Source organism: Litoreibacter ponti (genome assembly GCF_003054285.1).
Taxonomy (GTDB): Bacteria; Pseudomonadota; Alphaproteobacteria; order Rhodobacterales; family Rhodobacteraceae; genus Litoreibacter; species Litoreibacter ponti.
In genome coordinates this window covers 2,558,064-2,569,216 of the sequence record NZ_QBKS01000001.1, presented here as the reverse complement: position 1 = coordinate 2,569,216, position 11,153 = coordinate 2,558,064, and the positions used below count along the sequence as shown (strand labels likewise).

The following is an 11,153-nucleotide window of genomic DNA, read 5'->3' as shown; positions in this document are numbered from 1 at the left end:
AATTGTCAATCACTATGGACACAAAGTCGTGTCCACCACGTGTTACGGTCGAATGGCCGTGATGCAGCTGGTCAGAAACGGCCGTGGAGCGGAGTGTTTCTTCATATTTTCAAAGCCTTGAGCAGCCAGCATCCCGCATATCTCGTCGGCGGAGCGAGCCTTTCCGGTGGTCATCGCCATAGTGTAAAGCGCGAAGTACACATCGCCTGCCCGCGTCGGTGCATCCCCGCCGGACATCGGCTCAGAGATGATCAGGCGGCCGCCAGACGGCAATGCTTTGAAGACCTTAGCGAGCAGTTCAGCGATCGTATCGTCGCTGTGATCATAGAGAACCCGAACCAGACTGATCGCATCCGCGCCTGTCGGCAGCGCCTCGTGAAAACTCCCGCCCAAAGGCTCGATTCGGTGGTCGGCGACGTGGGCCCGCGCGACCTCGATCACGGGTGGCAAATCGAACAGCGCGAGATCGAGCGACGGGTAATGCGCCCGCACCGCGCGCAAAAACGCGCCCGTGCCGCCCCCGACATCCATAAGCTTGGTCACCTTCGACAGACTGACCGTGCGCAACGTCTCTTCCGCTACAAGGCCCTGTGTCTGCGCCATCAAATCCGAATAGGTGCTGGCCTGCTGGCCGGGAATTTCCGTCGCACTCTCACCGCGCACATAGGGCCAGAACTCCGCAAGTTCCGGTTGCGTCTCGCCCCGCAGCAGCGCCACGGGATCGGCAAGATCGCGGTAGAACACGGCATGATGGCGGATCATATCGAGCAGACCGGGCACCCCAAGGCTCGCCGCACCGAGCCGGGAAAGCCGGTAGCTTTCGCCGCGCCGCTGGATCAGGTCGAGCCCTGCCGCCGCCTGACACAAAAGCCGCATCCGGTCCGGTGCGAGACCCAGCTTGTGGGCGAGTTGTTCGGGGGTCGCAGGTTCTTGTTCAAGCGCCTCGAACAGCCCCAGCTCGACACAGGCGAGAAGCGTCTGGCTATATGCGAAACCCGAAACGAGGTCGAACAGGCGCTCGCCATCCTTACGAGAGGCGCGTTTGGTCAGGGGGAAGCGGCTGGCCCAGCTTTGGAATCCCGGGTCGGCGATCCGGCGCATCAGCCATTGATGCAGCCCGCGACGCTTCGCGGGCGAGCGCGGCATGGGCTCGTGATCCAGCGCGGTCATTCTGCCGGGTGAGCGGGCGCTTTATTCGGCGCAACTGGCGTCAGCCGTTCCGCCGTGCGGCGAACGACTTCGGCAAGCATGGCTTCGCCCTTGCACGAGGGAATCGAGGCAATCGCGCCACCCAAAATGTCCTTCAACCTGCGAATCGCGCCTTGCACGCCGAGTTCCGAGACGGCGTTCGGACGGGCGTGAATCTCGTCCTGCCCGACCGGCTTGCCGAGCGTCTCTTCATCATAAAGTGCGTCGCGCAGATCATCAGCAACCTGGAAGGCCTCACCGATGCGCGCGCCCAATTCGGTCCACGGCTCAGGATCATGCCCGGCGGCAATCGCGCCCATGCGTGATGCGGCCACGAACAGCGCGCCGGTCTTGGCCCGATGATAGGCTGACAAATCGACCTGCGGCTCACTTTCCCATCCTTGCCCGGCGCAGATGCCGTAGGGCATTCCGGTGGATCGCGCGAGTGCGAGCGTCAGCTGGCCGGCCCGGGCGCAATCAAGCTCCATCTGGCGGGCGATCGTCTCGAATCCCATGATAATAAGGCTGTCACCGGTCAGGACCGCGAGCGGTTCGCCAAAAGCCTTGTGCACCGATGGCTTACCGCGACGGATGTCAGCGTCATCGAAACAGGGCAGGTCGTCATGGACAAGGCTGGCGCAGTGGATCAGCTCGATGGAGGCCGCGGCGGCCTCAGACATCGTCGGGATATCATCGCCGCAGGCCGCGGCAACCGACATGCAGATTTGCGGCCTGATCCGCGCGCCACCGGGCATCACCGCGTGTTCCAGCGCCGCTGCGAGTTTCGGGGGCGGCGTGCCGGATTGCCCGGCGCGGATAGAGCGGAGAATGGCGGCTTCGATGCGGGCGGTGAATGGCATAGGGCCTCCATGACTGTATCACATGTGTGACACTATAACTGTAAATTATACTGGACACCTCACCTCGAAGTGTCAACAATTCCGAACACAGCCCTGAGCAAGAGAGGTGGCCCTTGGCCGATGCCCCCAGCAAAACCATCGTGATTGGTGCCGGAATTGGTGGCCTTGCCGTCGCCTTGCGACTGGCCGCTGCGGGCCAGCACGTCACAGTGCTGGAGCGCCACGGCCAGGTCGGCGGCAAGATGCGCACGGTTCCAAGCGCTGCCGGTCCCGTCGAAGCGGGACCAACGGTCATGACGATGCGACCGGTGTTCGAAGAGTTGTTCGCCGCCGCTGGAGAGCGCCTGTCAGACCACGTGACGCTGCACCCGCAATCCATCCTCGCGCGCCACTGGTGGTCTGATGGATCGTCGCTTGATCTTCATGCTGACGCCGAACGAAGCGCCGCCGCAATTGCAGAGATGAGTGGCCCGCGCGAGGCCGCGGCTTTCACGAAGATGACCCGTAAGGCCCGCGCGATGTTCGAGGCATTCGACGCCCCGATGATGCAGGAGCCCGCCCCGAACCAGCTGGCCCTGACCAAGACGGTGCTTGCCAATCCCGCGCTGTTGGGCGCGATGGATCCGCTCCGCTCGATGGCCGGATCACTCGCGCGCCAATTCCGCGATCCGAAGCTGCGCCAGCTTTTTGGCCGTTACGCGACCTATGTCGGCGGCTCGCCGTTCCGCTCCCCTGCGCTCTTGTCACTTATCTGGCACGCCGAGGCATCCGGCGTCTGGGTGGTCGAGGGCGGAATGCACAAGCTGGCAGAGGCCATCGCGGCCCTGATCCGCGACCGCGGGGGCGAGATTGTATTGGGGCAAGGTGTGGAGCGGCTGGAATACCAGGACGGAACCCTGCGGGGGGTTGTTTGCGACGATGGCACGCGAATGGCGTGCGATCAGGTCGTGTTCAACGGCGATCCGCGGGCACTGCGGACCGGACTTCTGGGTCAGGCCTCTCAAAACGCGGTTCAGGACAAGGCCTGCGAGCCGCGCTCGCTCTCGGCCTTTGTCTGGTCCTTCGCCGCTAAGCCCGAGGGACTGCCACTGGTGCATCACAATGTCTTCTTCGCCGACACCGAGCGCGCCGAATTCGATGCGTTGGAGCGCGGCGAGATGCCAACCGATGCGACGCTCTACCTGTGCGCCCAGGACCGGGGCGACACTGCGCAACCGGGCGGCCACGAACGGTTCGAGATTATCATGAACGGCGCGCCCGCGGAGGGCGACACAAGCCAGGAGTTCGACACATGTCAGACGCAGACCTTCAATCGTTTGGCCCGGATGGGTCTGCATTTCGACGCGCGACCGGGGCCGGAGACGCTGACGACGCCCAGCGACTTCAGTCGGTTGTTTCCCGGGTCGGCCGGATCCCTTTACGGGCGAAGCCCGCATGGCCTGACCGCGGGGCTGAAGCGCCCCTTGGCGCGCACGACGATCCCGGGGCTCTACCTGGTGGGGGGCGGGGCGCATCCGGGGGCGGGCATCCCGATGGCAACCCTCTCCGCCAAGCACGCGGCCGCGGCGATCTTGAAAGACCGAACTTCAACCTCGCCGTCCCGCCGAACGGCTACGCGTGGTGGTATGTCGACGGCATAAGCACCTGCGGCGAGCGCGCGATTTCGATCATCGGCTTCATTGGATCGGTATTCTCGCCGTGGTATCGCTGGTCGGGCCGCAAGAACCCGGACAACCATTGCTGCATCAACGTGGCGACCTACGGCAAGGGCGGCAGGTGGACCATGACCGACCGCGGATCAAGCGCCCTGCGCCAGACCGAGGACACATTCACCGTGGGCCCGAGCGCCATGCATTGGGACGGCACATCCCTGGTCATCGACATCAACGAGGTGAGCGTGCCCCACTGCGACCGCGTCCGGGGCACGGTCAAGATCCACCCCAAAGGCGTCACCGACGTCGAGGTGCCGCTGCATGATAGCGGCTCTCATGTGTGGCGGCCGTTTGCCCCGACCTCGGACATTGAAGTGTCGCTAAACAAATCAGGCTGGCAATGGACGGGGCACGGGTATTTCGATGCCAATTTCGGGACCTCCGCGTTGGAGGATGATTTCAGCTACTGGACCTGGGGCCGCTTCCCCGTTTCCGGCGGGACCGCATGCTTTTATGACGCCACGCGGCGCGACGTGTCGGACGATCTGGCGGTGTCCTTGATGTTCAACGATGATGGCAGCGTCGCGCCGATGGAGGCGCCGCCGAAGCTCAAATTCAATCGCTCGCTCTGGGCCGTGCGGCGGGAGACGCGCGGCGATGCGGGCGTCCGGCCAAGGCAGACGAAGATGATGCTGGATGCGCCATTCTACACGCGCGCGGGCGTTCGCACGCAGATCAACGGTCAAGTCTCCGATGGCGTTCACGAGGCGCTGGACCTGAACCGATTTGCAAGCCCGCTCATCAAGCCGATGCTTGCGGTCAAAGTACCCCGAAGACCCGGCTGGACCTTCTAGATCTTGTCGGGCTCAAGCGCGTCGATATCGGGATTTCGGCGCCAGACCGAATAATTCAGCGCCGCCGCGATCGTGACCCAGACCAGATAGGGCGCGAAGGCAATTGCCGCGAGGAAGTCGAGTTGCAGGAACGCAAGCAAGCACGCCGCCACCGAGATCCAAAGCGCCACAATGACCCCCATCGCGAAACCGAGCCTGCGCAAGCCGAAAAAGATTGGCGTCCACAGCGTGTTGAGTGCAATCTGAAGCGCCCAAAGCGCGACGGCATAGGCGTTGTCATCGAGCACCGCAATCCGCGCGCCTGCGAAGGACATGCAGATATAAAGCGTGGTCCATGTCAGCGGGAAAACCCAATCGGGTGGAGTCCAATCCGGCTTGTCGAGCTTGCGATACCATTCGCCCGGCATGAAGACCGCGCCGGTCGTTCCGGCCGCAAAACAGGCGCATAGAAATATGACGAACAGCATCCAATCCATGCGCCACACCTAAGCCGATTGGCACAGGATGCAAGGCTCAGGGCTGCGTGTGCCGCTTCGCTTCCAGCTGCGCGAACAGCTCAATCATGGCTTGACCACGTGATTGCGGCACGGGCTCGCGCCGGGCGGCGGCATCGACGAGAAACTGAACCTCCAGCAGCGGTTTCGCGTATAGCACAGCCGATTGCGGCATGACGGTCACGACCCCGCTGCGCAGGACCGACAGTGCCAGCCAGCCCAGTTTCTGGGCCGTCCCGGTATGCGCGCGTTGCGAAAAACTGTCGAAATTATTGCGCCGCACCTGGCTGCCGATCCCGTCATAGATATGCCGCGCAGCGAAAATGCCGGGACGGCAGGAGAGCGGCAAAGCAGCGATCCCCGGCTCTGAGCGGTGATAGAGCCTCCGCGCCTCGGACAGCAAGCGGCGGGTCACGCGGCCCAGCGCACGGGAAAAGCGCGGATTGGCGAGGAAAGCGTCGGGATCAAGCCCCTCGTCCTCCATCATCTCGAGCGGTAGGTAGAGCCTGCCTTCGCGCGCATCCTCGCCCACGTCGCGGGCGATGTTAGTAAGCTGCATCGCGACACCCAGATCGCAGGCGCGGGCCAAGGCATCCGCATCTCGAACGCCCATCAGCACCGTCATCATCGCGCCAACGGCTGAGGCGACGCGGGCGGAATAGGCTCTGATATCGCTCAACGTCTCGTATTTCTGCTCCATCGCATCCCACGCCAGACCTTCGAGCAGGGCCTCCGGCAGCTCGCGCGGCATGTCGTGGTCGCGCACCATCGCGGCAAAGGCGCGATCGGCAGGCGCGTCGCGGGGTGTGCCCTGGTAGACAAGATCGAGCCGGTCGCGCAAGGACAGCACGGCGGCGGCTTTCTCTGCGTTCAGGTCCACCGCATCATCGGCCAAACGGCAAAACGCATAGAGCGCAAGCGCGGGATCACGGACCCGAGCCGGCAAAAGGTGGGAGGCGGCGTAAAAGGACCGCGACCCGGTTCGGATCGCCGCCCGGCAATGGGCCAGATCATCGGCGGGGATCATTCGGCAGGCACTTTCAAGGCTGAAGGGATCATCTTGTCGAGCACCTCCGCGGTGGAGACGACGCCCGGCAGGCCAGCGCCCGGATGCGTGCCCGCGCCGACGAGATAGAGACCCGGCAGCTCTTCGGAGACATTATGCGGGCGGAACCACGCGCTTTGGAGGATGCGCGGCTCGATGGAGAAGCCGGAGCCGTTGGGCGACAGGTAGCGGTCACGAAACTCTAGCGGCGTAAAGATTTCCGACGCGGTGATCTTGTCGGCAAACCCCGGCAACAGCTGTTCTTCCAGAACTTTTGTGACCTTGTCGCGGTAGCGGTCGCGCTCGATCTCCCAATCGACGCCATTGTCATGGCCCAGATGGGGAACGGGGGAAAGCACGTAGAACGTATCGTCACCCTCGGGCGCCACGGACGGGTCGGTGACGGAGGGGCGGTGGACATAGAGGCTCATGTCGTCGGCGAGCTTGCCCTTCAAAAAGATATCGTCGAGCAGCCCCTTATAGCGCGGTCCATTCAGAATGGTGTGATGCCCGACATCGCCCCACTGATCGCGCGTGCCCTTGGTGCCGAAATACCAGACGAACAGGCCCATCGACCATCTGGAGTTGTCGAGCTTTTTGTCCGTCCACCGCTTCTTCTTGCGCTTCAGCAGGTGCTTGTAGGTATGGCCCGCGTCGGCGTTGGAGACGACGATGTCAGCCGGAATGATCCTGCCAGAGACAAGCTTGACGCCTGCGGCCCGCTCGTTCTTCACAAGGATTTCGCTGACCTCTTGGCCGTAGGTGCAGGTGCCGCCCTGATCTTCGATCACGCCTTGCATCGCCTTGGCAATCGCCGCGACCCCGCCCATGGCATAGTGCACGCCGTACTCTTTCTCGAGATGGCTGACGAGAATGTACATCGAGGTCACATGAAACGGATCGCCGCCGATAAACAGCGGATGAAACGACAGCGCCATTCGTAGTCGCTCGTCTTTGACGCGCTTGGCCGCATGGGCGTAGACCGAGCGATCCGCGCGAAGCATGCCGAATTTTGGGAGCACCTTGATCAGGTCCCAAAGCTTGTGCATCGGACGGCGGCCAAGATCCTCGAACCCGAAGGCGTAGCGGGCCTCGCTGTCCTTGAGAAACTTCTCGTAGCCCTTCGCGTCGGAGGGGGAGAGGCGCTTCACCTCTGCCATCATCTCCTCGGTGGAGCCGGACGCCTTGAAGCTGGACCCATCGGGCCAGCGAATTTCATAGTACGGCAGCATCGGACGCAGATCGACGTCGGTGTCGAAGTCCCGCCCGCAGGCTGCCCATAGCTCGCGGAACACTTGCGGCACCGTGACGATGGTCGGCCCCAGATCGAACCGGTGCCCGTTCATGCTGATCGAAGAGCCGCGGCCGCCGGGCATATCAAGGCGGTCTACCACCTCAACCCTGTAGCCCTTCGCCCCCAGACGCATCGCCGCTGACAGGCCACCAAGGCCCGCGCCGATCACGACCGCGACGGGGCGTGCGTTGAAATCATCCGGCGTGGCGAGATTTGGATCGAGTCTGGTCATGGGATCAGCCTAGCTATGTCTAGCTAAGTTTACAACAAAGGCTTTTCCCATGATTTACTGGGGCCTACGCAGTAATTTCTTGGAATTCCTACCCGAATGTGTCAGCTTAGATTTACATAATGACGTCGGGAGAGTCGCTATCCAAACCGTAAGCCTCAGCTTCTTTCGGTTTTCCACGCCACTGTCACGCCTTTGGGCGTTGGCACAGATGGGCGCTGCGCGGCTCAGCTTGCCCGGCGTTCCCGATATAGGCTTTTGGAAGCTTTTGGGCAGCGGAACCGGCGAAGGTTTCACACCGATTCCGAACACCGGCGTCTATGCGATCCTCGCAACTTGGCCGTCCGAAGAGATCGCGCGTGGGCAAACCAGCGGCGCCCCGGTTTTCCGGCGCTACCAGTCTTGGGCAAACGAGCATTGGACGGTTTTCCTCAGTACTGCCTCTGTTCGGGGGAATTGGGCCGGGACAGAGCCTTTTCAGACCGGGATTTCCGTGTCTCAAGGACCGCTTGCTGCTCTGACCCGTGCTACCGTCAAGCCCCGCGTCGCGTGGCGCTTTTGGAAGCGCGTTCCAGCAATCAGCGATGTGATCGGCAGCGATCCGAACGTCGTCTTCAAAATCGGCGTGGGTGAAGTGCCGCTTTTGCATCAGGTCACCTTCTCGATCTGGCCCGATGCCAACGCCATGGCAAATTTCGCCCGTAAGGACGGCCCCCATGCCCGCGCCATTAAGGCCGTCCGCGCCGAGCATTGGTTTCGCGAAGAGCTTTATGCGCGGTTCAACATCCTGGGCAGCGCTGGGTCGTGGAACGGGCGCAATCCCCTGCAAGACATCATCCCATCGGAGGTCGCATCATGACCCAACCTTTCCCTTTCTCCGCCATCGTTGGGCAGGAAGAGATGAAACAGGCCATGGTCCTGACCGCAATCGACCCCAGCATCGGCGGCGTGCTCGTCTTTGGCGACCGGGGTACGGGCAAGTCAACCGCGGTGCGCGCGCTGGCGGCGCTGCTGCCTGAGATCGAGACCGTCGCCGGCTGTCCATATAACAGCGAGCGGGTCGAACTGTGCCCCGACCCCGCGCGGATCACATCGAAGAAACTGGTTAAGCGACCGACCCCGGTCGTGGACCTGCCGCTTGGGGTGACCGAAGATCGCGTGGTCGGCGCACTGGATATCGAAAAGGCTCTAACTCAAGGCAAAAAGGAATTTGAGCCGGGCCTGCTCGCCCGCGCGCATCGCGGATATCTCTACATCGACGAGGTTAACCTGCTCGAAGACCATATCGTCGACTTACTGCTCGACGTTGCTGTTTCCGGCGAGAATGTTGTCGAGCGCGAGGGGCTTTCGGTTCGGCATGCCGCGAAGTTCGTGTTGGTGGGCTCGGGCAATCCCGAGGAGGGCGAGTTGCGCCCGCAGCTGCTGGACCGCTTCGGCCTGTCCGTCGAAGTCAGCTCTCCGAGCGACATCGACACGCGGATCGAGGTGATCCGCCGCCGCGATGCCTACGAGACCGACACGAAGAAATTCCTGACCAAATGGCGCAGGCAGGACACGAAATTGCGCAAGGCGATACTAGCAGGGCGCGCCCTGCTGCCGAGCGTCGACGCGAGTGAGGCCATTCTGCGTGAGTGTGCGGAGCTGTGCCTGAAGCTGGGATCTGATGGATTGCGCGGCGAGCTGACGCTGCTTCGCGCGGCGCGAGCCTATGCGGCCTATCTTGGCGAAGAGACAGTGACCACGGCGCATCTAAAATCGATTGCGCCGTCCGCGCTTCGGCACAGATTGCGGCGCGATCCGCTCGACGAAGCGGGCTCTACGACACGGGTTCAGCGGGTGATCGACGAGGTGCTTGCGTGACATCGGCCCCGCCCGCCTGGCAAGACGCCACGCTGGCGTTGACCTTAATGGCGGTTGACCCGGCGGGGCTGGGTGGCTTCTGGCTGAAGGCGCGGAGCGGCCCGGTCCGAGACCGCTGGATTTCGGCATTGCCGCTGGCCCTTTCGCCTCGGACCACGCGCCGTTTGCACCCTGCGATCAGCGATGACCAGCTCTTCGGCGGGCTCGATCTGGCCGCAACCCTGGAGGCGGGGCAAACGGTCATGACCGAAGGGGTCTTGAACGGTGCAGCCGCAAACCTCGTTTTGACCATGGCGGAACGATGCCCCAGTAGCCTCGCCGCCAAGCTTGCGATCGCTCTTGACCATGGCTTCCACTGTGCGGTTCTGCTGGATGAGGGCTGCGAAGAGGAGCGCGCACCAGAGGTTCTGACCGACCGCGTCGCCTTCCATATCGATCTTGGTGATCTGTCGCACCGCGACTGTCCGGAAATCGTACTTGATCACGACCGCATTGAAATTGCCCGTCTTGCTTTGCCCAAGGTCTTTCTGGATCCAGGTCTGATCGCCGATGTCACGCGGGTCGCACTGCGGCTCGGTATCACCAGCCTGCGCGCCCCGAGTTTTGCATTGCGCGCGGCACGCGCGCTCGCCGCGATCCAACGTACAGACCATGTCGATGAGAGCCACCTGTCGCAGGCTCTGACACTCGTTTACGGGCCTCGTGCCACGCAAATTCCGCAGGATATGCCGGAGGAAGCCACTGCTGCGCAAGATAACGTAAACGACGCTGAAAGAGAGTCTAAACAACCGCAAAGCCGCGATCTTCCTGAGGAGTTATTGCTTCAAGCCGTCGCTGCAAATTTGCCCAAAGATCTGCTCGACCGCGTTGATCTGACGAAGGCTCGTCAAGCCGCACAGGGCAGCGGGTCTGGCGCGGCCAAGAAGGGGAACCGACGTGGCCGACCGAAGCCGTCGCAAAAGGGCCAGCTGGGAAGCGGGGCCCAGATCGACCTGATCGCGACCCTAAGGGCTGCGGCGCCGTGGCAGACTATTCGAAAGACAGCACTTCATGCGCCGGACCGGCGGCTTCAGGTGCGCGCAAGCGACATCCGCTTGAAGCGGTTCGAAGAAAAGAGCGATCGTCTACTGATCTTCGCTGTGGATGCTTCTGGCTCGGCCGCCCTCGCACGACTGGCAGAGGCGAAAGGTGCGGTTGAGCTGTTGCTGGCCGAGGCCTATGCGAGACGTGACCATGTCGCTCTGATCGCCTTCCGCGGGGCCGGAACCGACCTTTTGCTGCCGCCAACCCGATCCCTTGTACAGACGAAAAAGCGCCTTTCGGCCCTGCCCGGTGGCGGCGGAACCCCTTTGGCGGCGGGATTGGAAGCGGCGCTGCAGATGGCAGAAAAGACCCGCGGCAAGGGTCTAACACCCACGATTGTCGTGCTAACCGATGGTCGCGCAAACATCGCGCTGGACGGCTCCGCCAATCGCAGCGCTGCAAGTGAGGACGCAAAGCAGATCGCCCGCATGATCCGCGCGCGGCAAACCCCTGCGCTGGTGATTGATACCGGAAACAGACCGCAGAAAGCGCTTTCCGACCTCGCGCTGGACCTTGCTGCGCCCTATCTGCCTCTTCCGCGCGCTGACGCGCATCGGGTCAGCCAAGCCATTGAGGCCGTTCTGGATTAAGTCG

The 11,153-nt window shown here is 62.8% G+C and carries 10 protein-coding genes; 5 read left to right on the top strand and 5 right to left on the bottom strand.

Annotated features, from left to right (window positions below; translation table 11 throughout):
• Nucleotides 1-42 precede the first annotated feature (42 nt).
• A complete protein-coding gene (locus tag C8N43_RS13010; RefSeq protein WP_107846007.1) occupies nucleotides 43-1,170 on the bottom strand; it encodes a methyltransferase in 1,128 nt (375 codons plus the stop codon).
• A complete protein-coding gene (locus C8N43_RS13005) occupies nucleotides 1,167-2,048 on the bottom strand; it encodes a polyprenyl synthetase family protein (RefSeq protein WP_107846006.1) in 882 nt (293 codons plus the stop codon). The genes C8N43_RS13010 and C8N43_RS13005 overlap by 4 nt, the downstream gene beginning before the upstream one ends.
• Before the next feature lie 113 nt (nucleotides 2,049-2,161).
• On the opposite strand from C8N43_RS13005, the gene crtD reads away from it, so the two are divergent.
• Nucleotides 2,162-3,688 carry a 1-hydroxycarotenoid 3,4-desaturase CrtD gene (gene crtD / locus C8N43_RS13000; protein WP_107846005.1) on the top strand — a complete coding sequence of 509 codons (1,527 nt, stop codon included), beginning with the start codon at nucleotides 2,162-2,164 and terminating at the stop codon, nucleotides 3,686-3,688.
• Nucleotides 3,685-4,554 carry a carotenoid 1,2-hydratase gene (crtC, locus tag C8N43_RS12995; protein WP_107846362.1) on the top strand — a complete coding sequence of 290 codons (870 nt, stop codon included), beginning with the start codon at nucleotides 3,685-3,687 and terminating at the stop codon, nucleotides 4,552-4,554. The genes crtD and crtC overlap by 4 nt, the downstream gene beginning before the upstream one ends.
• On the opposite strand, the gene tspO is transcribed toward crtC, so the two are convergent.
• Genes tspO through C8N43_RS12980 form a run of 3 tightly spaced genes read right to left on the bottom strand, consistent with a single transcriptional unit; the run spans nucleotide 4,551 to nucleotide 7,619 of the window.
• Nucleotides 4,551-5,030 carry a tryptophan-rich sensory protein TspO gene (gene tspO, locus C8N43_RS12990; RefSeq protein ID WP_107846004.1) on the bottom strand — a complete coding sequence of 160 codons (480 nt, stop codon included), beginning with the start codon at nucleotides 5,028-5,030 and terminating at the stop codon, nucleotides 4,551-4,553. The two genes, crtC and tspO, sit on opposite strands and share 4 nt — an antisense overlap.
• Nucleotides 5,031-5,067: 37 nt before the next feature.
• Nucleotides 5,068-6,075, bottom strand: a complete 1,008-nt coding sequence (gene crtB / locus C8N43_RS12985; protein WP_107846003.1) for a 15-cis-phytoene synthase — start codon at nucleotides 6,073-6,075, stop codon at nucleotides 5,068-5,070.
• Nucleotides 6,072-7,619: a phytoene desaturase gene (locus C8N43_RS12980; RefSeq protein WP_107846002.1), complete on the bottom strand. Its 1,548-nt coding sequence runs from the start codon at nucleotides 7,617-7,619 to the stop codon at nucleotides 6,072-6,074. The genes crtB and C8N43_RS12980 overlap by 4 nt, the downstream gene beginning before the upstream one ends.
• A 139-nt stretch (nucleotides 7,620-7,758) precedes the next feature.
• On the opposite strand from C8N43_RS12980, the gene crtA reads away from it, so the two are divergent.
• The 3 genes from crtA to C8N43_RS12965 are packed head-to-tail and all read left to right on the top strand — an operon-like array spanning nucleotide 7,759 to nucleotide 11,149.
• The gene (gene crtA / locus C8N43_RS12975; RefSeq protein ID WP_107846361.1) at nucleotides 7,759-8,475 is read left to right on the top strand and encodes a spheroidene monooxygenase; all 717 of its coding nucleotides are present in this window, start codon (nucleotides 7,759-7,761) and stop codon (nucleotides 8,473-8,475) included.
• Entirely contained in the window at nucleotides 8,472-9,476 is a 1,005-nt protein-coding gene (gene bchI / locus C8N43_RS12970) for a magnesium chelatase ATPase subunit I (RefSeq protein ID WP_107846001.1), read from the top strand. Before crtA ends, bchI begins: the two co-directional genes overlap by 4 nt.
• The gene (locus tag C8N43_RS12965) at nucleotides 9,473-11,149 is read left to right on the top strand and encodes a magnesium chelatase subunit D (protein WP_281257881.1); all 1,677 of its coding nucleotides are present in this window, start codon (nucleotides 9,473-9,475) and stop codon (nucleotides 11,147-11,149) included. The genes bchI and C8N43_RS12965 overlap by 4 nt, the downstream gene beginning before the upstream one ends.
• Nucleotides 11,150-11,153 lie beyond the last annotated feature (4 nt).

Excerpts from the sequence above, each read along its gene's own strand:
- C8N43_RS13010 (WP_107846007.1), bottom strand. The coding sequence starts at position 1,170 with ATGACCGCGCTGGATCACGAGCCCATGCCGCGCTCGCCCGCGAAGCGT.
- C8N43_RS13005 (WP_107846006.1), bottom strand. The coding sequence starts at position 2,048 with ATGCCATTCACCGCCCGCATCGAAGCCGCCATTCTCCGCTCTATCCGC.
- tspO (WP_107846004.1), bottom strand. The coding sequence starts at position 5,030 with ATGGATTGGATGCTGTTCGTCATATTTCTATGCGCCTGTTTTGCGGCC.
- crtB (WP_107846003.1), bottom strand. The coding sequence starts at position 6,075 with ATGATCCCCGCCGATGATCTGGCCCATTGCCGGGCGGCGATCCGAACC.
- C8N43_RS12980 (WP_107846002.1), bottom strand. The coding sequence starts at position 7,619 with ATGACCAGACTCGATCCAAATCTCGCCACGCCGGATGATTTCAACGCA.
- bchI (WP_107846001.1), top strand. The coding sequence starts at position 8,472 with ATGACCCAACCTTTCCCTTTCTCCGCCATCGTTGGGCAGGAAGAGATG.